This is a genomic window from Streptosporangium vulgare (assembly GCF_042428775.1).
In the GTDB taxonomy this organism is placed as follows: domain Bacteria; phylum Actinomycetota; class Actinomycetes; order Streptosporangiales; family Streptosporangiaceae; genus Streptosporangium; species Streptosporangium vulgare.
Genome location: NZ_JBHMBS010000026.1, coordinates 88,072 through 110,567, shown reverse-complemented (window position 1 = coordinate 110,567; position 22,496 = coordinate 88,072). Strand labels below are relative to the sequence as shown.

At 71.6% G+C, this 22,496-nt stretch carries 19 protein-coding genes; 8 read left to right on the top strand and 11 right to left on the bottom strand.

Annotated features, from left to right (window positions below; translation table 11 throughout):
• Positions 1-215: 215 nt before the first annotated feature.
• A complete protein-coding gene (gene recD2 / locus ACFFRH_RS35570) occupies positions 216-2,432 on the top strand; it encodes an SF1B family DNA helicase RecD2 (RefSeq protein ID WP_386161899.1) in 2,217 nt (738 codons plus the stop codon).
• A 48-nt stretch (positions 2,433-2,480) separates the two neighbouring features.
• On the opposite strand, the gene ACFFRH_RS35565 is transcribed toward recD2, so the two are convergent.
• From ACFFRH_RS35565 to ACFFRH_RS35555, 3 genes are read right to left on the bottom strand one after another with little or no spacing between them, the layout of a single operon-like run.
• Positions 2,481-2,816 carry an STAS domain-containing protein gene (locus ACFFRH_RS35565; RefSeq protein WP_386161897.1) on the bottom strand — a complete coding sequence of 112 codons (336 nt, stop codon included), beginning with the start codon at positions 2,814-2,816 and terminating at the stop codon, positions 2,481-2,483.
• Positions 2,816-3,964, bottom strand: a complete 1,149-nt coding sequence (locus ACFFRH_RS35560) for a cobalamin B12-binding domain-containing protein (RefSeq protein WP_386161895.1) — start codon at positions 3,962-3,964, stop codon at positions 2,816-2,818. The genes ACFFRH_RS35565 and ACFFRH_RS35560 overlap by 1 nt, the downstream gene beginning before the upstream one ends.
• Entirely contained in the window at positions 3,961-5,667 is a 1,707-nt protein-coding gene (locus ACFFRH_RS35555; protein WP_386161894.1) for a SpoIIE family protein phosphatase, read from the bottom strand. Before ACFFRH_RS35555 ends, ACFFRH_RS35560 begins: the two co-directional genes overlap by 4 nt.
• Before the next feature lie 371 nt (positions 5,668-6,038).
• Between ACFFRH_RS35555 and ACFFRH_RS35550 the strand changes: the two genes are divergently transcribed.
• Both ACFFRH_RS35550 and ACFFRH_RS35545 read left to right on the top strand, forming a co-directional pair.
• The gene (locus tag ACFFRH_RS35550) at positions 6,039-7,247 is read left to right on the top strand and encodes a L,D-transpeptidase (RefSeq protein WP_386161892.1); all 1,209 of its coding nucleotides are present in this window, start codon (positions 6,039-6,041) and stop codon (positions 7,245-7,247) included.
• 217 nt (positions 7,248-7,464) lie between these two features.
• Complete coding sequence (locus tag ACFFRH_RS35545) at positions 7,465-8,157, top strand: HAD family hydrolase (protein WP_386161890.1); 693 nt, start codon at positions 7,465-7,467, stop codon at positions 8,155-8,157.
• 9 nt (positions 8,158-8,166) lie between these two features.
• Here the strand turns inward: ACFFRH_RS35545 and fumC are convergent, their stop codons facing one another.
• From fumC to ACFFRH_RS35530, 3 genes are all read right to left on the bottom strand, one after another.
• Positions 8,167-9,726: a class II fumarate hydratase gene (gene fumC, locus ACFFRH_RS35540; protein WP_386161888.1), complete on the bottom strand. Its 1,560-nt coding sequence runs from the start codon at positions 9,724-9,726 to the stop codon at positions 8,167-8,169.
• Positions 9,690-11,441, bottom strand: coding sequence for an NAD-dependent malic enzyme (locus ACFFRH_RS35535; RefSeq protein ID WP_386161886.1), 1,752 nt, complete (start codon positions 11,439-11,441; stop codon positions 9,690-9,692). The genes fumC and ACFFRH_RS35535 overlap by 37 nt, the downstream gene beginning before the upstream one ends.
• Positions 11,442-11,608: 167 nt before the next feature.
• On the bottom strand, positions 11,609-12,571 hold the full coding sequence (locus ACFFRH_RS35530; protein WP_386161883.1) for a radical SAM protein: 963 nt from the start codon (positions 12,569-12,571) through the stop codon (positions 11,609-11,611).
• Positions 12,572-12,712: 141 nt separating this feature from the next.
• On the opposite strand from ACFFRH_RS35530, the gene ACFFRH_RS35525 reads away from it, so the two are divergent.
• From ACFFRH_RS35525 to ACFFRH_RS35515, 3 genes are all read left to right on the top strand, one after another.
• Entirely contained in the window at positions 12,713-13,039 is a 327-nt protein-coding gene (locus ACFFRH_RS35525) for a DMT family transporter (RefSeq protein WP_386161881.1), read from the top strand.
• A gap of 80 nt (positions 13,040-13,119) precedes the next feature.
• A complete protein-coding gene (locus ACFFRH_RS35520; protein WP_386161880.1) occupies positions 13,120-13,704 on the top strand; it encodes a GNAT family N-acetyltransferase in 585 nt (194 codons plus the stop codon).
• 271 nt (positions 13,705-13,975) lie between these two features.
• Positions 13,976-15,016, top strand: coding sequence for a helix-turn-helix domain-containing protein (locus ACFFRH_RS35515; RefSeq protein ID WP_386161879.1), 1,041 nt, complete (start codon positions 13,976-13,978; stop codon positions 15,014-15,016).
• A 3-nt stretch (positions 15,017-15,019) separates the two neighbouring features.
• On the opposite strand, the gene ACFFRH_RS35510 is transcribed toward ACFFRH_RS35515, so the two are convergent.
• The 5 genes from ACFFRH_RS35510 to ACFFRH_RS35490 all read right to left on the bottom strand — a co-directional run bounded on the left by ACFFRH_RS35510 (position 15,020) and on the right by ACFFRH_RS35490 (position 20,375).
• The gene (locus tag ACFFRH_RS35510; RefSeq protein ID WP_386161877.1) at positions 15,020-16,624 is read right to left on the bottom strand and encodes an ABC transporter permease; all 1,605 of its coding nucleotides are present in this window, start codon (positions 16,622-16,624) and stop codon (positions 15,020-15,022) included.
• Complete coding sequence (locus ACFFRH_RS35505) at positions 16,621-17,544, bottom strand: ABC transporter ATP-binding protein (protein WP_386161875.1); 924 nt, start codon at positions 17,542-17,544, stop codon at positions 16,621-16,623. The genes ACFFRH_RS35510 and ACFFRH_RS35505 overlap by 4 nt, the downstream gene beginning before the upstream one ends.
• Entirely contained in the window at positions 17,537-18,244 is a 708-nt protein-coding gene (locus ACFFRH_RS35500; RefSeq protein WP_386161874.1) for a TetR/AcrR family transcriptional regulator, read from the bottom strand. Before ACFFRH_RS35500 ends, ACFFRH_RS35505 begins: the two co-directional genes overlap by 8 nt.
• A 739-nt stretch (positions 18,245-18,983) precedes the next feature.
• Entirely contained in the window at positions 18,984-19,607 is a 624-nt protein-coding gene (locus ACFFRH_RS35495; protein ID WP_386161872.1) for an NADPH-dependent F420 reductase, read from the bottom strand.
• Positions 19,608-19,640: 33 nt separating this feature from the next.
• Positions 19,641-20,375 (bottom strand): SDR family NAD(P)-dependent oxidoreductase, encoded by a 735-nt coding sequence (locus ACFFRH_RS35490; RefSeq protein WP_386161870.1) that lies wholly within the window; start codon positions 20,373-20,375, stop codon positions 19,641-19,643.
• Between the two features lie 144 nt (positions 20,376-20,519).
• On the opposite strand from ACFFRH_RS35490, the gene ACFFRH_RS35485 reads away from it, so the two are divergent.
• Together ACFFRH_RS35485 and ACFFRH_RS35480 are read left to right on the top strand one after the other, a co-directional pair.
• Positions 20,520-21,113 carry a TetR/AcrR family transcriptional regulator gene (locus ACFFRH_RS35485; RefSeq protein ID WP_386161868.1) on the top strand — a complete coding sequence of 198 codons (594 nt, stop codon included), beginning with the start codon at positions 20,520-20,522 and terminating at the stop codon, positions 21,111-21,113.
• A gap of 586 nt (positions 21,114-21,699) precedes the next feature.
• Entirely contained in the window at positions 21,700-22,263 is a 564-nt protein-coding gene (locus ACFFRH_RS35480) for a dihydrofolate reductase family protein (RefSeq protein WP_386161866.1), read from the top strand.
• Positions 22,264-22,496: the final 233 nt, after the last annotated feature.

The window sequence follows — 22,496 nt, the reverse complement described above, 5'->3', positions numbered from 1 at the left end:
CACCGACGACGGAGCCGAAATCCTCACCCTGCCGAGGTAGGCGCGACCGTGAGGCGGAAGCCCCGCCCCCCGTGCTCCGGGCGCCTCATCGCGAATCGACGGCGTGCGCACCCTCCGGGGAATCCCGGGGCGGGAGGGGAGGGGGGTGAACGCGCGTCCGGGGTTTCCGCGCTGTCCTACACTTGCGCGAGCGGGTTCAGCGCGAAGGAGGTGGCGTGCAGCCGGAGCAACGCGGGGTCACGGGTGTCTCCATCTCCGCCGTCCTCGAACGCATCACCTACGCCAACGAGGAGACGGGCTACACCATCGCCCGGGTGGCCACCGACCGTTCCGGCGCCGACCTGCTCACCGTGGTCGGGCCGCTGCTGGGAGCCCAGCCCGGCGAGTCGCTGCGGCTGACCGGGCGCTGGGCCTCCCACCCCAAGTACGGCAAGCAGTTCGAGGTGTGGTCCTACGCCACCGTGCTGCCCGCCACCATCCAGGGCATCCGGCGCTATCTGGGCTCCGGGCTGATCAAGGGCATCGGGCCGAAGATGGCCGAGCGGATCGTCGACCACTTCGGCGTCGACACCCTGGAGGTCATCGAGAACACCCCCGAGCGGCTGGTCGAGGTCCCCGGGCTCGGCCCCAAGCGGACCAAGATGATCGGTGTCGCCTGGGAGGAGCAGAAGATCATCAAAGAGGTGATGATCTTCCTGCAGGGGGTCGGGGTGTCCACCTCGATCGCGGTCCGCATCTTCAAGCAGTACGGCGACAGGTCCATCACGGTCGTCAAAAGCGAGCCGTACCGGCTCGCCGACGACGTGTGGGGCATCGGCTTCAAGACCGCGGACACCATCGCCCAGGCCGTGGGCATCCCGCACGACAGCCCCGAGCGCGTCAAGGCGGGCCTGCGCTACACCCTGTCCCAGGCCGCCGACGACGGCCACTGCTACCTTCCGGCGCCCAACCTCGTCGGCGACGCGGTGAAGATCCTGGAGGTTCCCGCCGAGCTGACCGCGCGGTGCCTGGAGGAGCTGGTCGCCGAGGAGGGCGTGGTCCGCGAGGACGTCCCGGTCGGCGACGGCAGCGTTCCCGCCGTCTACCTGGTGCCCTTCCACCGGGCCGAGCTGTCCCTGGCGGGGGCGTTGCGCTCCCTGCTGGCCTGCGAGCACGACCGGCTGGGCGCCTTCGCCTCCGTCGACTGGGACACGGCGCTGGCATGGCTGCGCACCCGGACCGGCGCCGAGCTCGCCGAGGAGCAGGCCCACTCGGTACGGCTCGCGCTGACGGAGAAGGTCGCGGTGCTGACCGGTGGCCCCGGCTGCGGCAAGAGCTTCACCGTGCGCTCCATCGTCACGCTGGCCCGCGCCAAGAAGGCCAAGGTGATCCTGGCCGCGCCCACCGGCAGGGCGGCCAAGCGCCTGGCGGAGCTGACCGGCCACGAGGCCACCACCGTGCACCGGCTGCTGCAGCTGCGGCCCGGCGGCGACGCCACCTTCGACCGTGACAACCCGCTGGACGCCGACCTGGTCGTGGTCGACGAGGCCTCGATGCTGGACCTGCTGCTCGCCAACAAGCTGGTCAAGGCCGTCGCCCCGGGCACGCACCTGCTCTTCGTGGGAGACGTCGACCAGCTGCCCTCGGTCGGCGCGGGCGAGGTGCTGCGCGACCTGCTGGCCGCCGAGGAGGAGATCCCCCGGGTGCGGCTGACCCACATCTTCCGCCAGGCGCAGGAGTCGGGGGTGGTCGTCAACGCCCACCGGGTCAACACCGGCCTGCCCCCTGCGCTGGAGGGCATGACCGACTTCTTCCTGTTCCCCTGCGAGGAGCCCGAGGAGATCGCGGCGCTCACCGTGGACGTGGTCGCCAACCGCATCCCGCGCAAGTTCGGCCTCAACCCGCGCCGCGACGTACAGGTCCTCTCCCCGATGCACCGGGGCCCGGCCGGGGCCGGCAACCTCAACAACGCGCTGCAGGAGGCGCTGACCCCCTCCAGGGAGGGCATGCCCGAGCGCCGCTACGGCGGGCGGGTCTTCCGGGTCGGCGACAAGGTCACCCAGCTGCGCAACAACTACGAGAAGGGCGCGGCGGGGGTCTTCAACGGCACCGTGGGCATGGTGGTCGACATCAGGCCCGACGACCACAAGCTGACCGTGCTGACCGACGAGGACGAGAACGTCGAGTACGCCTTCGACGAGCTCGACGAGCTGGCCCACGCCTACGCGGTGTCGATCCACCGCTCCCAGGGCAGCGAGTACCCGGCGGTGGTCATCCCGCTGTCCACCAGCGCGTGGATGATGCTGCAGCGCAACCTGCTCTACACCGCGATCACCCGGGCCAAGAAGCTCGTCGTCATCGTCGGCTCGCGCCGCGCGCTGGCCCAGGCGGTGCGCACCCGGGGGGCCGGGCGCCGCCACACCAGTCTCACCCACCGCCTGCGTGGCCGCTGAGGGATCGCACGGACCGCGCCGCCGCCCGCTACCGCCGGCCGGCGGCGCTCACTCCTGCTCCTGGGGAAGCCGGAAGATCCGGTCGAGGGCGGTCACCCGCAGCAGGTGGCGCAGGTAGGGAGTGAGGGCGACGATCCGCATGGTGATGTCGTGCTCGCTCGCGGAGTTGTAGAGGCCGATCAGGGCCGCCACCCCCGAGGAGTCGATGAACTCCAGGCCCGACAGGTCCAGGTCGAGGTTGCGCACCTCCCCGGGCAACAGCTCCTTCGAGAAGCCGAAGAGCTCGGGGGCCGTGTCGTAGTCGAGGTCACCACTGAGGACGAGCAGGGTGGTGTCCGGAGCGGTGACGCGCGCCTCGGTACGGAACGGGGTCTTGTCGAACATCAAACGTCAGATCTCCTGGTCGGTGCCGGGACGGGTGCCGCCTCGATCCCCTGGACCAGCATGTGGCGGGCACGGGGGAAGTCTCGCAGCTCGTCGTGGAAAACGCGCAATCCCACGGTGAGGGCCTCGGCGGGGACGCCGCGTGCCGCGAGCACGGCGCCGGTCCAGCCGATGAAACCGGTGAACAGCGGCACGTCGTCGACGTACAGGGCCGCGGCCAGGAAGTCGACGAGGTGGCCCAGGTCGGCGGCGGTGGCGTCGACCTGGTGGAGGTCGTAGGCCGCCATCGGCGGGTAGGCGCGGGCCAGGGTCTCCATCGCCCGGGTGAGCAGTTCGGCGCGCCGGCGCGTCAGGTGGGTGTACTCCTCGTCGGCGAGGTGGGTCGGCGCGTCGGCCGGGCGGGGCGGGCCGGTCAGCTCGCCGCGCTCCAGCCGGTCGGCGGCGACGTCGGCGGTCGGCGCCCAGGCGTCGGCGCCCAGCAGGCGGGCGTAGCGGCCGTCGGCGCCGAAGCCGGACCCGCCGGCCATGACCGGCACGCCGACGGCCTGGCAGGCGGCGAGGGTGGCGTGCGCCCGGGGCAGGCGGGTGGGCAGCGCGCAGCCCAGCGCGACCGCGTCGGGCCCGGTCTGGTGCAGGTGGGTGATCAGGTGCGGGCCGGGCACGCTGGCGCCCAGGAAGTCGACCCGCCAGCCGCGCAGGCGCAGGACCTCGGCCAGCAGCCGGGTGGGCAGCGCGTGGTACTCGCCGTCGGCGCAGGCGACGGTGAGGCGCCCGCGGGTGGGCTCGGGCCGGACGCGGGCGGCGATCGCGGCGACGGCGCGCTCGCTGACGGCGGTGGCGCCGTGCTCGCGGGCGATGGACCACTCGTTGGCCGCCCACAGCTCGCCCACGCGCCGCTGGGCGGGGGCGATGAGTCCCAGCAGCAGCCGCTCGGCCTGCACCCCCTCCTCCAGCAGGCCGAGCACCAGGTCGATGGCGGCGAACTCGTCGGCCCGCCCGATGTGCTCCAGGTATCGCTCCACCGCCTCGCGCAGGCCCGCGTCCTGAGGCGCGGCCCTGCCTGCCGCGCCTGCCGCGCCCGCCGTGCCTTCGGCGTCTGCCGGGTCTCCCGTGCTCCCGGGGCTCAGCGAGGTGCTCAGCGTGCTCATCGGGCCGGCCTCGCCTGCACCGCCAGCAGTGCCCGGTCGTCCTGGACGTCGCCGCCCAGCCAGTCGGTGCTGATCTGCTCCAGCCGCTCGACCAGTGCCGCGACCGGCATGCCCGCGCAGTCGGCCAGGGCGGCCTTCAGCCGCTGGGCGCCGTACATCTCCCTGCCGGTGGGGCCGCCGAAGGCCTCGGTGATGCCGTCGCTGTAGAGCAGGCACACCTCGCCGGGGGCGAGGTCGACGCCGACGACGTCCAGGACGGTGTCGGCGAACGCGCCGAGCATGGAACCGTGGGCGGTGCTCTCCTGCACGGTGCCGTCCAGGCGCAGGATCAGCGGCGCCGGGTGCCCGGCGACCGCCAGGTCCACGCGTACGTGCCCGTCCGGGGCGGCGCTGAGCGTGCCGAGCACGAGGGTGGCGTAGGAGTTGGGCGCGGGCGAGCCGCGCAGGGAGCGGTTGAGCAGGGCCACCAGCCGCTCGGGGCGCTCTTCCAGCAGCAGCAGCGTGCGCAGGCAGTGGCGGATGTGCCCGGTCAGGACGGCGGCGCGGGCGCCCTTGCCGCAGACGTCGCCCAGCACCACCAGCGGCTCGCCGGGCCTGCCGGTCTCGGGCAGGTAGACGTCGTAGAAGTCGCCGCCGATGAGCCCGGTCTGGCGGGCGGCGCGCAGCGATCCGGCCAGCTCCAGGCCGGCCAGGGCGGGCAGCGGCGGGGGCAGCAGGTCGTTGCTGAGGATCGCGTTGGTGGCGCTCTGCTCCTGGTAGAGGGCGGCGGCCGAGATCGCCGCCCCGGCCCGGGCGGCGAAGATCCGCACCAGGGTCTCGGCGTCCTCGTCGAAGGGCGGGCCGTCCTCGTGGCGGGCGAGCACGAGCGCCCCGGCGGGCACCCCGTTGCCGGGCAGCGGGGTGACGAGGAGGTGGCCCGCGGCCCCGAACCTGTCGGGCAGCAGCCAGCCGGGCACCTGGCCCGGATCCAGCCAGCGGCTGGGCACGGGCGGGAAACCGGCCAGCGCCTCGGCCAGGCCGGGCACCTGCGCGGTGTCGGCGACGGCGACGTTGCCCTCCTGCAGGGAGCGGTCGGTGCTGGTCAGGCGCAGCCAGCCGGCGTGGCGGCGCCCCGAGGGCGGCAGCACGACCATGGCGGCGTCGGCCAGGAAAGGGGTGGCCAGCTCGATCGCGGTACGGGCGCAGCGGCGCATGTTGAGCGAGGCCGACAGCCTGCGGCCCGCCTCGATGAGGAAGTCGGTGCGCCGGCGCTCGGCCAGCAGCGCGTCGGTCCTGGCGGACTCGGCGGTGACGTCACGCAGGTACCAGGCCCGGTGGGTGAGGCCGAAGACCTCGCGGCGCACCCGGATCCGGCGCTGCCCGTGATCGCTCTCGCGGCTCTCGCCCTCGGGATGGTCGCCTTCGAACAGGGACGCGGCAGGGCCCGAGCACAGGGGGCGGCCGGGGACGATCTCCGGTGCCATCTCGGCCGCGGCGGCGTTCAGCATCACCACGACGCCGTCGGTGCCGCACAGCACGACCCCCTCGCCGCTGGCCTCCACGATGGCGCGCAGCAGCTCCTCACCCGGTGCCCGCGGGACGTCGCGCTCGTCACCCGCACCGCGGCCGATGTCGTGGCCGATGTCGTGGCCGATGTCGTGGCCGGCGTCCATGCCGGCGGTGAGCGTGTGGCCGGGGTCGCGCAGGGGGGGAGGTCTCGTCATCACCCAGGGCTTCCGTGTGGAGGGGGATCGATCAGATTATCTTCCGTCCGCCGCCGGGACGGACCGGGGGAATCCGGTACGCGACGCCAGGGTCTTCAACTGTCCCATGCCCCTCGGGGGGCCGTTGATGCGGCCGGGGCGCGACGGCTTGTGATCCGATGTCGCCCGAGCGGATCTCACCTCGCCGGCGCGGTCTTTTTGCGGCCGGCCCCGTGACGTGGGCACCTTGCCTTTTCCTGACTCTCGGTCGGCACTTTTTTGACTTTACGAAGAGACCGAAACGTTATCAAATCAGGCGCAACCATGCACAGTCATCATGCATCTCCTATTAGTGTTTTAAGAGCAATTTGCTGTAGTTGGGGAGAGAAATTGTGCTGATCGTGGAACGCCGACGCCTCAGGACGCCGCTGGCCGGTCTGGCCCTGGCGACCTCGGCGGTGCTGGTCACCGCCTGCTCCGGGGGGGCGGACCCGCAGGCTTCCGCCGGCCCGGGCGCCGGATCGGGCGCCGTCTCCGCCACCGCCCCGGCCGCGACGGAGATAAAGATCAGCCCGGCCAAGGGCAGCAAGACCGTGCGCCCGAACAAGAAGGTCGTCGTCGCGGCCTCCAACGGGGCGTTGGAGGAGGTCACCGTGGAGAGCGGCGGCCGGAAGCTGGAGGGTGACTTCGACGCCGAGCGCACGAAGTGGATCTCCTCCACGCCGATGATGCCGGACAGCGACTACACCGTGTCGGCCCGGGCGGTGGACGGCACGACCGCCACCGGTTCCTTCAGGACGCTCAAGCCCGAGCACGAACTCGAGGTGGCCGACGTCACCCCGGCGATCAAAGGGGAGAAGGTCGGCGTGGGGGCGCCGATCATCGTCACCTTCAACCAGCAGATCGCCAACAAGGCCGGGGTGGAGAAGGCCCTGGAGGTCAAGGCGCAAAAGCCCGTCCAGGGCGCGTGGCGGTGGATCAACGACACAACCGTGATCTACCGGACCGCGAAGTTCTGGCAGCCGCACCAGAAGGTGACCTTCACCGCCCGCCTCAAGGGCGTGCAGGGCGGCAAGGACATGTACGGCGTGAAGGACATGACCAAGGTCATCCAGATCGGCGCGGCCCAGATCTCCACGATCGACACCCGCAAGCACAAGATGATCGTCAAGCGGGACGGCAAGGTCGTGCAGACCATGCTGATCAGCGCGGGCAACGCCAGCACGCGCGAGTACACCACCACCAGCGGCGTCCACCTGGCGATGGGCAAGGCCAACCCCGAGCGCATGATCTCCCCGGGCCGCAAGAAGGGCGACCCCGGCTACTACGACCTGATGATCAACCACGCGGTCCGCTTCTCCAACAGCGGCGAGTACGTGCACGCGCTGAACAACGTGTGGGCCCAGGGACGCCAGAACGTCAGCCACGGGTGCATCAACTCCCGCCCCGACCAGGCCAGGTGGTTCTACAACCAGGTCCAGCGCGGCGACGTGATCACCATCAGGGGGACCGACCGCGAGATGGAGTGGAACAACGGCTGGGGCTTCTGGCAGATGTCGTTCAAGGAATGGCGCAAGGGCAGCGCCCTGACCAAGGCCTGACCCCAGCCCTGACCCCGCCCCCTCCCGACGCGGCGAGCCCGCCGTCGCCTTCTCCCGCGCACCGGCGCGGGCCGGTGACCCTGGTGACCCCGGGGCGGCGCGGAGGACGGCGGAAAACGGGCCGCGCCCGGCGGGGCGGGCGCGGTAGCGTGTGCGGCGAACACGACGACGGGCGCGACGGGCGCGGCCGGAGAGGACGTTCTCGGGGGAGGACCGTGTGAGGCTCCAGGAGCAGGTGCTCATCTTCGACGCCGACGACACGCTGTGGGAGAACAACGTGCTGTTCGAGCGGGTCGTCGAGGACTTCCTCGACTGGCTGGCGCATCCGACCCTGGAGCGGGCCCAGATCCGCGCCGTCCTCGACGACATCCAGGCGGCCAACGCCGTCACCCACGGCTACGGCAGCACGATGTTCCTGCGCAGCCTCGGCGAGTGCTTCGAGCGGCTGAGCGAGCGCCCCGCGACCGCGGCCGAGCGCCGCCGCATCGACGAGCTCGCCCTCGCCCTCGTCGAGCGCCGGGTGGAGCTGGTCGAGGGCGTCGCCGAGACGCTCACGGCCCTGGGCGAGCGCCACGAGCTGCTCCTGCTCACCAAGGGCGACCTGGACGAGCAGCGGCGCAAGCTGGAGGCCTCGCGACTGGCCCACCACTTCCGCGACGTGCACATCGTGGCGGAGAAGGACGTCGGCACCTACCGGTGGCTGGCCCGCGAGCACGCGCTGGCGCCCGCGACGACCTGGATGATCGGAAACTCCCCGAAGTCGGACATCCTGCCCGCCCGGCAGGCGGGAATGAACGCCGTGTTCATCCCCAACGACCACACCTGGGCGCTGGAGCAGAGCGACCTCGACCCCGGTGACGAGCGGGTGCTGCGGCTGGCCAGGTTCCCCGAGTTGCTGGAGCACTTCTGAGGGGCGGCCTCAGGTCCCGTTCCCGTCAGGTCCCGCCGTCCGGGGCGGGGAGGCCGGGGCGGGGGAGGCCACCCCGGGCCGGGTGAGGCGTTCGGGGTCGACGACCCTGTCGTAGAGGGCCTCCTCGACCCCCGACCTCAGTGCGGCGTCCCTGAGGGTGAGGTCCTCGCGCAGCGCCCGGTGGGCGATGCGCGCGGCCTCGTCGTAGCCGATGGCCGGGCTGAGCGCGGTGACCATCATGAGCGAGCGGTCGACGTTGTCGCGCAGCCTGGCGGTGTCGAGCCGGACGCCCTCGACGAGATAGGCGCGGAAGTGGTCCATCGCGTCGGCCAGCAGCCGCATCGAGCGCAGGACGTTGTCGATGACGACCGGCCGGAAGGCGTTGAGCTCGAAGTTGCCCTCCGCGCCCGCCATCGAGACCGCCGTGTCGTTGCCCGTCACCTGGACGCAGACCATCAGCACCGCCTCGGCCTGCGTCGGGTTCACCTTCCCCGGCATGATCGACGATCCCGGCTCGTTGGAGGGCAGCACCAGCTCGTGCAGGCCCGTACGGGGCCCCGAGCCGAGCCAGCGCATGTCGTTGGCGAACTTGAACAACGGCACCGCCAGGGTGCGCAGCGCCGCCGAGAAACGCACCAGCGCGTCGCAGGAGGCCTGCGCGGCGAACGCGTTGGGGGCGCCGGTGAAGGCGAGCCCGGTGAGGGCGGCGATCCGCGCGGCGGCCGCGTCCCCGAACCCCGGCGGCGCGTTCAGCCCGGTGCCCACCGCCGTGCCGCCGATCGCCAGCCGGTACAGCCCCGCCAGGGCGTGCCGGAGGTTGTCGGCGGCGTCCTGGAGCTGGGCGGCGTAGCCCGACCACTCCTGGCCGACCGTGAGCGGCGTGGCGTCCTGCAGATGGGTACGGCCGATCTTGACCACGTGCTCCCACTCGCGGCCGCGGGCCTCGGCGGCGTCGCGCAGCCGCGCCAGCGCGGGCAGCAGGCGGCCGGTGGCGGCCTGGACGGCGGCGATGTGCATGGCGGTGACGAAGGTGTCGTTGGAGGACTGCCCCATGTTGACGTGGTCGTTGGGGTGGATCGGCTCCTTGCTCCCGAGCCGGCCGCCGAGCAGCTGGATCGCCCGGTTGGAGATCACCTCGTTGACGTTCATGTTCGACTGGGTGCCCGAGCCGGTCTGCCAGACGTACAGCGGGAACTCCGCGTCCAGGTCGCCGGCGACGACCTCGTCGCAGACCCGGCAGATCAGGTCGGCCTTCCAGCCGGGCAGGCGCCCGGCCTCGCCGTTGACGAGGGCCGCGGCCTTCTTGACGACGCCGTAGGCGTGGTAGACGGCCTTGGGCATCCGGTCCTCGCCGATGTCGAAGTGGATCAGCGACCGCTGGGTCTGCGCGCCCCAGTAGTGGTCGGCCGGAACCTCGATCTCCCCCATCGAGTCGCTCTCGGTACGGGTGCCCGAGGCCCGCAGCCCGATCGGCACGTCGCCGATCTGCGGTGCGGCCTGCCTCGCGCGGCGCGGATGGCGGGCGGCCACCGTCAGGCTCCCCGGACCGGCCGGTAGCGCGGCTGCCACATCGCGTCCTGCACCTGCTGGACGGGGTCGGACAGCTCCACGCGGGCCAGGCCCTCGGCGGCGGCCTGGCGGGCGACCGCGACGGCGACGGTGGCCGAGACCTCCCGCAGGTCGCCGACCGGCGGCAGCAGCGAGGCGCCGGGGGCCGACACGTCGGCCATCGAGCCGACCGCCTCGGCCGCGGCCTGGAGCATGCCGTCGCTGACCCGCCGGGCACGCGAGACGATCACCCCCAGTCCCACCCCCGGGTACAGCAGGGCGTTGTTGGCCTGGCCGATGACGTGGGTGAGGCCGTCGTGGGTGACGGGGGCGACCGGGATGCCGGTGGCGACCAGGGCGCGGCCGCCGGTCCAGCGGATCAGGTCCTCGGGCATCGCCTCGATGCGGCTGGTGGGGTTGGAGATGGGGAAGATGACGGGCCGCTCGACGGCGGCGGCCATCGCGCGCACGATCTCCTCGGTGAAGGCGCCGTGCGCGGTGGAGGTGCCCAGCAGCATGGTCGGGTGGACGCGGTCGACGACCTCGGCCAGCCCGATCCCGTTCTCCTTGGCGTCCCTGAGCCAGCCGGCGACCTCCGAGGCCGGGCGGGCGTAGGGGGTCTGGAAGTCCCGCAGGCCCGACATGTCGTCGGTCAGCAGGCCCTGCCGGTCGACCGCCCAGATCCGGCGGGTCGCCTCCTGGGCCCGCAGTCCGTCGCGCACCATCGCGTCGCGCAGCTGGTCGGCGATCCCGATGCCCGCCGTACCGGCGCCGAAGACGACGATCCTCTGATCATGCATGGGCGTGCCCGAGACGCGGGCGGCGCCCAGCATGGCCGCCAGCACGATCGCGCCGGTGCCCTGCATGTCGTCGTTGAAGGTGGGCAGGCGCCCGGTGTAGCGCTCCAGGATGCGCCGGGCGTTGGAGGGGCCGAAGTCCTCCCAGTGCAGCATCGCGCCGGGGAAGTGGGCGGTGGCCGCCGAGACGTAGGCGTCGACGAAGTCGTCGTAGCGCCGCCCCCGCACCCGTGAGTGCCGGTTGCCGACGTAGAGGGGGTCGTTGAGCAGTTTCTCGTTGTCGGTGCCGACGTCCAGCGCCACGGCGACGACCCGGGCGGGGTCGACTCCGGCGGCGGCGGTGTAGACGGCCAGCTTGCCGACGGCGATGCCCGCGCCGCCGCCCACCCCCCAGTCGCCGATGCCGAGGATCTCCTCGGCGTCGGAGGCGACGATCAGGTCGACGTCGCCCGCTCCCAGGCCCAGGTTGACGAAGGCCCGCTCGATGCCCGCCACGTCGTCGACCGACAGATACAGGCCCTGGGGGCGGCGGTACTCGTGGCTGTAGCCCTCGATCGCCTGGGCGATCGTCGGGTCGTAGACGACCGGCAGCATCTCCGACAGGTGATCGCTCAGCAGCCGGTAGAACAACACCTCGTTGCGGTCCTGCAGCGCCGTCAGGTAGATGTTCCTGCGCAGGTCGTCCGGTTGTGCCAGATACTGCGCGTACGCGCGCAGCGCCTGCTCCTCCAGCGTCTCGACCGCCGCCGGCAAAAGGCCGTCCAGGCCCAGCTCCCGGCGTTCGGCCGCGGTGAAGGCCGTGCCCTTGTTCAGCAGCGGGTTGTCCAGGACCTCCAGGCCGCGCCCCGGGGTGGTGTAGCTCCCGTCGGGGTTCTCCGTGAAACCGCGGCGCGTCCGCGTGGCCCGCCGCCTCCTGCCCGGCGCCATCGTCTTGCCCATGGTCTTCCCCGTTCGTCAGCGTCCCCGGTATTGCCTGGACGCCCGCCCGGCGTGCGGGCCCGTACTCGCTATGCCCTCCCCAGGGCACGGCGGCGGACGCCACAATCAGAACAAAGATTCCCTTTGCCGCCTATTACCCCTTTTGGGGATGTTGCCCCTTTTGGGGCTCAGAGGAGGGTGAGCTGGGCCTGCCGGGGCAGGGCGAGCGGCAGGGGCTGCTCGGGCCGCGCCGGGCCCATCCCGTAGCGGGCGGCCAGCCGCGACACCTGCCCGGTCAGGCCGCGCACGTAGCCCGGCTCGGCGTCGGCGCCCCTGCCGTACAGCTCGGCGTAGCGAGGCGCCAGTGCCGGATGGTGCTCGCCCAGCCAGGCGAGATACGACTCACGGGCGCCGGGGGGCAGGCGCAGCACGTGCGGGACGAGGCTGACGGCCCCGGCGTCGGCGACGCGGCGCACGGTGGCCGCGAGCTGGTCGGGGGAGTCGGTCAGCAGCGGCAGGATCGGCGCCATCGCCACCCCGCACGCCACCCCCCGCTCGTTCAGCTCGGCCACCAGCTCCAGGCGTTTTTGCGCGCTGGGGGCGCCGGGCTCCACGCTGCGGCGGATCCGGTCGTCGACGAAGGCGATCGAGACCACCACCCCGGCCCCCGGGGTGGCCGCCAGCAGGTCGGCGTCACGCAGGATCAACCGGCTCTTGGTGAACACGGTGAACGGCGCCCCGGCCTCGCGCAACGCGGTGACCAGGCCCGGCATCAGCCGGTACACCTCCTCGGCGCCCTGGTAGCAGTCGCCCCCCACCCCCACGGTGACGTGCTCGCCGTCCCAGCGCGAGCCCAGCTCCGCGCGCAGCCTGCGCACGATGTTGGTGCGCACCACGATCCGGGAGTCGAAGTCGCCTTCGGCGTTCAGCCCCAGGTAGCGGTGCCCCCGGCGCACCGAGCAGTAACGGCAGGCCTGGGCGCACCCCCGGTAGGGGCTGACCGCCCACCCGTCGGGGGCGCGGTCCAGCGCGGTGCGCGCCTGCACCTCGTAGCAGGTCAGAGCCCCGTGGACTCTGGTCAGCGCGGAGCGCTCGATGCGCGGCCTGACGTCGGGCGGCGCATCGAGCAGGGCGGGCGCGTCCCATGGCATGCGGCCCAGTGGAACACGCTTTCGACACCGCTCGCAAGCCGGGCAGGTCGTGGCGCCGGACGGTCCCGGCACCGGGGACCGGGCCGCCCCGACCAAGGAAAATGGTATGTTTGTGCCCATTTTTGGGGGAGTGGGGGAATCATGGCGTGGTTGATGCTGGCCGGAGCGATCATCGCCGAGATCGTGGCGACCACCGCGCTCAAGCTGAGCGACGGATTCGCCCACAAGGGCTGGTCGGTCCTCGTCGTCGCCGGTTATGTCGCCGCGTTCGTCCTGCTGGCCCAGGCGCTCAAACTGCAGATGGAGGTCGGCACCGCCTACGCGGTCTGGGCCGGGGCGGGCACCGCCGCCATCGCCGCCATCGGCGTGCTCTTCCTCGGCGAGACGATCAACCTCGCCAAGATCGCGGGCATCGTCCTGATCATCGGTGGCGTCGTGGTGCTCAACCTGGCCGGAGGCGCCCACTGAGCCCCCGGCCGCGCCCCGCGCCCTCCTCGCCCCCTGAAAACACCTCGCCCGCCGCGCGGCGGGCGGCCTAGTCTGGCCCGGTGCTGAAGCCTTCCTATCCCATCCGGACCGAACGCCTGATCCTGCGCCCCTACACCCCGGCCGACCTCGACGCCCTGTACGCCATCCACCGCCTGCCCGAGGTCGCCCGCTACCTGTACTGGGAGCCACGCGACCGCGAGCAGACCCGCGAGGCACTGGAAAGAAAGATCAACGAGACGGCGCTGCTGGAGGAGGGGCAGTCCCTCACCCTGGCGGTGGAGCTGGCCGCCACCGGCGAGCTGCTCGGCGACGTCCTCCTCATCTGGCACAGCCGCGCACAGCGCTCCGGTGAGATCGGCTACGTCTTCCACCCCGGCCACCACGGCAGGGGATACGCCACCGAGGCCGCCGGGGCCATGCTGGAGTTGGGCTTCGACGGCCTGGACCTGCACCGCGTCGTCGGCCGCCTCGACGCCCGCAACGAGGCCTCGGCCCGGGTGCTGGAGAAACTCGGCATGCGCCGCGAGGCCCACTTCGTCGACAACGAGATCATGAAGGGCGAGTGGACCAGCGAGCTCGTCTACGCCATCCTGCTGCGCGAGTGGCGCGCCCGGCACCCGAGCACCCCCGCGCCGGCCGGATGAGAGGGGGCCTCGCCCCGCCGGCGGCGGGGTTGGGGTGAGGTGGGGATGTGCGCCAACGGGGCGGCGGCACACATCGGTGAAACCCGGCCGCTCGAGGGGGAGGACGTGCGGGCCCTCTGACGCGGGTCCGCCGTCCGTCCGGCCGGCCTCACGACACAGACGATGAACCTACCTCTTTAAGATCGTTTACGGTCAACACAAGTGACTTGAGATGATCGGCCAGCATTGAGCCGTATCAGCCATCAAATGACTCATGGCGGGGGAGTAGCCGGTGAGGACAGTGCTGCACACGAAGGAGCTGCCGGAGGGCGAGCGGTTCGACTTCTGGCTCGATCACATGTTCCGGCGGGTGGTGGCCCCCATGATGATCACCTGCGACGATCCCGCGAGCTTCCGGGGAAGCATCGAGTCGATGGACCTGGGGGCCGTCCATGTCTCCGCGGTGGAGGCCTCCCCCTGCGGGGCACACCGGACCCCTCGGATGATCCGCCGGTCCGATCCCGAACTGCTCCAGCTCGCGTTCAACCTGCGCGGAGAGACCGCGATAGCGCAGGACCGCAGACGCGCTCTGTCACGGCCTTCGAACATGGTGCTCTACCACAGTTCGCGTCCCCACCAGATACGGACCGGGTTCGGCAAGGGCGACACCTACGGGGTGATGATGGTGTTTCCCGCCAGGCTGCTGCCGCTGCCCGCGCACAAGGTGGAGCGGCTCACCGCCACCGTGCTGTCAGGCCGTGAGGGGATCGGCGCGCTGATCTCGGGATTCCTCACCCGCCTGGTCAACGGCACCGACCAGTACGGGACAGCCGATCGTTCACGCCTCGGGGCCGTGCTCACCGACCTGCTCACCGCGCTGCTCGCCCACCGCCTCGACGCCGATGCGGCCCTGCGGCCCACCACCCGCCAGCGCGTCCTGCTGCTGCGGGTTCACACCTTCATCCAGCGGCACCTGACCGACCCGCACCTGTCCCCGGCCACGATCGCCGCGGCCCACGCCGTCTCCGTCCGCACCCTGCACCGGCTCTTCCAGACCCAGGACGCCACCGTCGCCGAATGGATCCGTGACCGGCGGCTGGAGCACTGCCGTCGTGACCTCTGCGACCCCGCCCTCGGCGACCGGCCGATCCACGCCATCGCGACCCGATGGGGTTTTTCCTCCCCCGCGCACTTCACCCGCGCCTTCAGCGCCGCCTACGGAGTCACCCCCCAGGACTACCGGCGCCGGCACCGGCTCGATCACGTCCTCGCTCGGCACGCATGGTCGCCGAGCCGGCGCCCGGACGAAACGGCACCGCCCGCAGGTCGGTGATCCTCATCCGGGCCCGAAGTCGCGGTGGCGCAGGGCGAGCAGCCCGCCGCCGAGCAGGACCGCCGTAACGGCGAGCAGGACCAGGATCGGCCCGGCGTCCACGGGCGCCGCGGCGAAGGCGTTGGGGACGTAGTGGAACGGCTCCAGCGGGCTGCCGCCCCAGCGCCCGTAGAGGGGGCCGGCGACCTGCCCGAGCGCGGCGGTCAGGACCCAGACGGTCCAGGAGATCGCCGCACTCGCCCGCGGCAGCGTCGCGTACGCGAGCAGGCACACCGCGCCGACGCACCACACGGCCGGCACGGCGCCCAGCGCCCCGGCCAGGAACCGGGGCATGTCGGTGGCGAGGTCGCCCACGAGCACCGCGTACAGCGTGCCGAACACGAGACCGCAGAGGGCCATCAGCGCCGTCGCGCCGAGCCCGGTCACGACCAGGTGCCCGGCCGCCCACCGGAGCCGGGTCACCGCGGTCGCCTGGACGGCCTCGGCGCGGCCCGAGATCTCCTCCGAGCGCAGCCGCAACGTCATGAGCACCGGGTAGAGCGCGACGGCGTACGCGAGGATCAGGATCATGTACCAGGAGTAGGCGCCGAGCATCTCATCGGCGGGGACGCCGAGGGTGTTCCTGATGTTGTCGACCACAAGGCTCGGCCGCGAGAGCAGATCCCGGCCCAGCGGGCTCACCCCGGCGGCCGCCGCCGAGAAGAACGCGACCCCGGCCGCCCACTTCACCAGCAGGCCGCGGTGCAGCCGCCAGGCCAGGCTCACCGGGCCACGCAGGCGCGGGGCTCGCGCGCGCCCGAGGCGTTCGGGCAACAGCCCGGCGCCGAGGTCGCGGCGGCCGGCCAGCCGACCGGCGACGGCGCACAGGACGGCGCCGGCCAGGATCGAGACCCCGAGCATCCACCACCGCTCGTCCTGGTATGCCCGCACCAGATGGCTCCAGCCGACCGGGGACAGGTACTTCAGCCAGTACCGCCCGCTCGCGTCACCGGCGTAGCGCATCACGAAGGAGACCGCGAGCACCGACAGGCCGATCGCGGTGGCCGTACGGGCCTCGCGCGCCAGCTGGGCGGCGACGGCGGCGATGCCCGCGAACACCCAGCCCGCCACCGTGACGGCGGCCCCGTAGGCGAGCGACCCGATCGGTTCGAGCCCGATCCCGATCAGCACGGCGGCCGTCGACAGCCCGCCGAGCAGACTGGTGCCCGCCGCCACCAGCATGGCGGCGGTCAGCTGGGCGTGGCGGCCCACCACAGCCGAGCGGACCAGCTCGCCGCGGCCGGCGTCCTCCTCCCCGCGCGTGTGCCGGACGACGGACATGAGGGCCGCGAACGCGCTCGCCAGGTACAAAAACCCGCCGCTGCGCCATGTGGCGAGCACCTCCAGCCGCGGTTCGGCGAAGCCACCGCCGAGCCCCTGCAGGAAGGCGTTGCTGCGGATGATGCCGATGTAGGCGAGTTTCAGCTCGTAGGTGCCCATGTTCCTGTTGACGTAGGCGACCATCGTCAGGGCCATGGTCACGATCAGCAGGATCCACCAGGGGGCGATGGTCCTTTCCCGGCGCAGCGCCAGGCCGACCAGGTGGCCGGTGCCGGTGAAAGAGGTCATCGCGCCGCTCCCAGGTGTCGCCCCTCGCTCCCGCCGGTGCGCTCGTAGTGCCGCAGGAACAGCTCCTCCAGGGTGGGGGGCCGGCTGACGAGACCGCGTACCCCGGCGTCGGCGAGGTGGCGCAGCACCGCGTCCAGGCCGGTGGTCTCGACGTCGAACCACACCCGGCCGCCCTCGGTGCGCAGGTCGTGCACGCCGGCCAGGCCGGCCAGCCCGTCCGCCGGCGCTGACAGCTCGGCCTGGATGGAGGTGCGGGTGAGGTGGCGCAGGCCGGCCAGGGTGCCGCTTTCGACCGTGCGCCCGTCCTTGACGATGGTCACCCGGTCGCACAGCGCTTCGACCTCGGCCAGGATGTGGCTGGACAGCAGTACGGTCCGGGTTCCGCGGCGCTGCTCCTGGCGCACCGTCTCGCGGAAGACCTCCTCCATCAGGGGGTCCAGCCCGGTGGTGGGCTCGTCGAGGACGAGCAGCTCGACGTCGGAGGCGAGCGCGGCGACCAGGGCGACCTTCTGCCGGTCGCCCTTGGAGTAGGTGCGGCACCTCTTGCGGGGGTCCAGGCCGAAGCGCTCCAGCAGCTCGGCGCGGCGCCGCTCGTCGAGCCCGCCGCGCAGCCGTGCGAGCAGGTCGATCACCTCGCCGCCGGACAGCTGGGGCCACAGCGTGACGTCGCCGGGGACGTAGGCCAGCCTGCGGTGCAGCTCCGTCGCGTCGGCCCACGGATCGCCGCCGAGCAGCCGGGCGGTGCCCGCCTGCGCGCGGAGCATGCCGAGCAGGACCCGGATCGTGGTGCTCTTGCCCGCGCCGTTCGGTCCCAGGAAGCCGTGCACCTCTCCGGTGCCCACGACGAGATCGAGGCCGTCCAGCGCGCGGACGGTGCCGAACGCCTTGACCAGGCCCGTCACGGATATCGCGTCACTCATCAGGGCGCTCCCCGGCCGAACGGGGGGTGGCTGCGGCATCCGCCCGGGTCCTGTCCAGGGCATCGCGGTAGGCGGCGGCCTCCTCCGGGTCGAGCCAGGGGTGGGAGTAGAGGTCGAGCAAGGTCAGGGCGAGCAGGTGGGAGCCTTCTGGGCCGGACACGTCGACCCCCAGCCCCCGGGACACGTGCTCGTGGAGGATCCCGACGGCCAGGGCCATCGCCGTGCCCACCGTCGCCCTGGCCCTGCGGTCGGCGAAGGGGGGATCGGAGCGGTGCTCGTCGAGTCTCGCGAGCCACCGCTCGCCCATCTGGACCATCGCGTCGAACACCGGCTCGGCCCGGCCCTCGGTCAGGGCGCGCGCCAGGTACCGCTGGTAGGGCCCGAGGTCGGCCATGGAGGCCGCGACGTAGTTCACGCCGTTCACGCCGTTCACGCCGTTCGCGGCGCCGGAGGCGGTGTCGGCGCTGACCCGCTCGTTCATCCCGCTGATCAGCTTGACCAGGTGGGCGTCGCACGCCTCGCGCAGCGCCTGCTTGGACCCGAAGTGGTGGCGCAGCAGTCCCGGGGAGACGCCCGCGGTCTCGGCGATCGCCCGGGTCGTCGCCCTCTCGAAGCCATGCTCCCCGAAATGCCGCAAGGCCGCGTCCCTGATCCGCGCGCGAGCGGTCAGGTCCTCAGGGTCGGGTCGTGATGCCGTCACCGCTCATGACTCCTATCCAAGCGAACAGAAAGCTACTCATACGGAGAGGATACTATGCGTGCGTATAGTCCGTCTGCTGTGTGAGAGTGAACGCGCCCCCCGGGAAGGCCGGAGTGGAGGATCCGCGGGAACGGGGGTCCCGGCAGCAACGAAGAAATTTCCAACGAAGTAGCTTCTGACCTGCAGTCATCCTGGACTCTGCAATCAAGGCCTCGATCTGCTTACGGTACAGATCATGAGCGACGACGACCTTTGAGTTTCGGCGGGGACGTCGGCGCTGGATGGGGTCGGCTTCGGCGGTGACTCGGGCGGAGGTCTCCTCACCGAGGCGGACGTAGCGGCTGAGGCTCGCCAGGTGCTGGTGGCGGCTCTTGGCCTGCAATTCGGGCGCGGTACGGCCGGCTTGGACCAGGTGCCGCAGCGCGCTGTGGCGGAGCTGGTGCGGTGCGCAGCCCTGCCGGTGCGGGTCGAGTTGGGCCGAGGCGGTCTCGAACAGGTACTCGGCGCGCGGGTAGATGGGGTCGATGTCGGCGGCCGCGAGCGTGCGCGGGGTCGGTGAACAGCGTCTCCAGCCGGGCGGCCGGGATGGCACGGTCGCCGCGGCGGGCGGGTTCGCGGCGCTCCAGGCGTCGGGCCGGGTTGGTGGCCGGCAGGTCCTGGCGCTGGGCCCAGGTGGTGAAGGAGACCAGGGCGGACAGGTGCCGGTTCCAGGTGGCGGCGGCCGCGGCCGTCCAGTTGCTCAGACGGGAAGTTCGGTGATGCCGAGGGCGAAGTCCAAGTTCCCCACCCCGTGGTTGGCGAGGCCCACCGTGACCACGCCCGCTCCTTCCAGCCAGTGCGCCATTTTCAGGCCGCCGACGTCCAGCGGGCGCAGCCCGAGGCTCTCGATGAACGCCTCCACACTTGCCTTGGCCTGCGCATTATCGCCGGCGATGAAGACGTCGGGCCGACCCTTCTCCAGGACATGACGGAAGATGGTGTTGAACGCCTTCACCACGCCGGCGCTGGCCGGGGCCGCCTTGGCGACTTCCTGCGCGATCGAGGTCTCCTCGCGGTGGGCTAGTCCGTCGAACGTGGAATTGAAGGGATTGCTGATGTCGACGATGACCTTGCCCGCGAGAGCGTCTCCGTACTGGGCGACGACCGGCACGACACCGTCGTACAACAGGGCCACGATGACGATGTCCCCGGCCGGGGGAGTGCCCCATTCTCCCGTCGTGGCGCCGCCGCCGAGAACCTTGGCCAGGTCAGCGGCCTTGGACTGATCGCGGCCCATGACCTCGACGGTGTTGCCGCCCGCCACCGCGAGCGCGCCGATGGTGCGGGCCATGTTCCCGGTGCCGATGATGCTGATGTTGCTCATGAGATGTCCTGTCCTGGTTGTGCGTCGTTCGGTTTAGATGGCGGTGGTGCCGCCGTCGGCGACGAGTTCCAGGCCGTTGACGTAGCTGGAGTCGTCGGAGGCGAGGAACAGGGCGACGGTGGCGATTTCTTCGGGGCGGCCCATCTTTCCGCGGGGGATGAGGGACTCGAATGCGGCCTTGGTGGCCTCATCGAACAGTTCTTCCTGTTTGGCGGTGGCGACCTGGCCGGGGGTCAGGACGTTGACCCGGATCTTGCGGTCGCGCAGTTCGTTGAGCCAGACGCGGGCCCAGGCCTGCTGGACGGCCTTGCTGCCGGCGTAGAGGCTCCAGCCGGGGAAGGCGCCGAGGGAGGCGTTGGAGCCGGTCATGAGGATGGAGCCGCCGTCGTTGAAGAGCGGGAGGGCCTTCTGGACGGTGAACAGGGTGCCCCGGGCGTTGAGCCCGAACCAGGTGTCGAACTGGGCCTCGGTGATCTCACCGAGCGGGGCGGGCTCGCCGCCGCCGGCGCTGGCCCACAGTACGTCGAGGCTGCCCTTCTCCCGCTTGACGGTGTCGTACAGGCGGTCCAGGTCGTCCAGGTCGGCGGCGTCGCCTTGGACGCCGGTGACGTTGCGGCCGATCTGCTTCACGGCCTCGTCCAGGGCGTCCTGGCGGCGGCCGGTGATGAAGACGTGCGCCCCTTCGTCGACGAACAGCTTCGCGCCGGCCAGCGCCATGCCGGTGGTGCCGCCGGTGACGACCGCCACCTTGCCGTCAAGCTTTCCCATGGCCGCTCCTTTGGGTCGGTGGTGCCGTGTGCACCTGGGGCGACGATGTTATGTACACCGCCCTGTGTGCTTACGGTACGGGGCGGGCGGCCGGGACGCAAACTATGTACACCGGTCGTTACCCAGCTGGGGTACCATGGACCCATGACGGAGCTCGAGAAGGGCCCCCAGGGCCGCCGCCGCGGCCGGGGCGCCCGCGAGCGCATCCTCAGCGCGTCCCAGCAGCTGTTTCGCGAGCAGGGCATCAACCGCACCGGCATGGACCAGCTTTGCGCGGCGGCCCAGGTGTCCAAGCGCACGGCCTACCAGCACTTCACCGGCAAGGACGAACTCGTCGCCGAGTACCTGCGCCGGTTCGACCCCTCCGTTCTGCCCGGCGTGTTCGACCGCACCGACCTCACGCCCCGCGAACGGCTCCTCGCCGCCTTCGACATCCCTCCCACCACCCCCCTGTGCCCCTACATCGGCGCCGCCGTCGAACTCCACGACCCCCAGCACCCCGCATCCCGGTACGCGCGCGACTACAAGAAAGCCGTCGCCGCGCGACTCGCCGACACCGCCCGGGAAGCCGGCGCCGCCGACCCTGAACAGCTCGGCGAGCAGCTCGCACTGCTCATCGACGGCGCCGCGGCCCGCACCCGGGTTCTCAACGCCGACGCCTTCCCCACCGCCGCCGCCATCGCCGCCGTCCTCATCGACAACGCCATCGCCGCCACAGCCGGCGATGACCGGCGATGACCGGCGACGAAAGGAGGTGTCACGTTGACTTGACACTCCGCGGCCGGGCCGGACGCGCCGCCGGTCGCGCGGCTGCACCCGCTGGTACGCGACACCAGCCGCCCGGCACCTGGCCCGGACCCGCCGGCTTTTACGGAACCGGCCGCCCGCCTGCTGAAGGCCGCGGCAGAAGCCGCCGGAGAGATCGGCTACCTGCCGTACCGGACGAAACCGGAACGAACGTAGCGGCAGTGATCACCAATCCGTCAAACGCAGCCGTTACCACAGGTCAGGCGGTACTTCGAAGGAGAAGGTCCGCAAGCACCCGAAGCCCGTCCGCGATCTGCGCGACCCGGACGCCGCCGGAGACGACGAGATCTGACCGCCGACAACCCGCCCAGGCCTTCATCTGACGGCCGTTGGATGAACCTCCTTTTGGTGCGTCTATTCCGTCACCGCGCATGATGCCGACGGAATAGACGGCCGGGTTGCGGGCAACGCTCATCCGGCACGGCGGGCGCGCCGTCGCTCGCAGATCGCGCACCGATTAGGTTTCCGCGCCGCGCCCGTCTGTACGTGTGAGATCGACTCACAGGAGGCTGACACGATGCGGAAACTGATCTTCGGTATGAGCGTGGCCCTGGACGGCTACATCGCCGCGCCCGGCGACGACCTTGGCTGGAGCGTACCGAGCGACGAGCTGTTCCAGTGGTGGTCCGACCGGGTGGGGGCGACCGGCCTGGCGCTGTACGGGCGCAAACTGTGGGAGACGATGAGCTCCCACTGGCCGACCGCCGACCAGCGGCCCGGCGCCACACCGGCGGAGATCGAGTTCGCCCGCCGCTGGCGGGACATGCCGAAGGTGGTGTTCTCCTCGACGACCAGCATGGTCGACTGGAACACCCGCCTGGTCACCGGCGACGCGGTCGCCGAGATCACCCGGCTCAAGGCCGAGGACGGCGGCCCGATGGACATCTGCGGCGCCACGCTCGCCGCAGCGGCCATGCGGGCCGGGCTGATCGACGAGTACGTGCTGGTCACCCACCCGGTCCTGGTGGGCGGCGGCACGCCGTTCTTCACGGCGCTGGACAGCTGGGTGAACCTGAACCTGGTGGAGACGCGGACGTTTCCCGGCGGCGTGGTGCTGACCCGATACGAGACGAGGCGATGAGCACGGGCCAGATGCTCGCCTCGTGAGACCAGGCCCGAATCCTTCCTGGCGTGCTCACCGTGACCCTCGGCCGTGCGGGAACCTTCCCCGGCCCCCTCCTCGCGTTCTCCTCGCGTTCCGAGTGAGCTGCTGACCGGCTCGCCGGAGATGAGGACGACGGCGTCGTTGATCATGATGATGTTCTTCGGAGCATGAAGGAGCATGAAGACGCCCCGCCGGCAACGCCGGCGGGG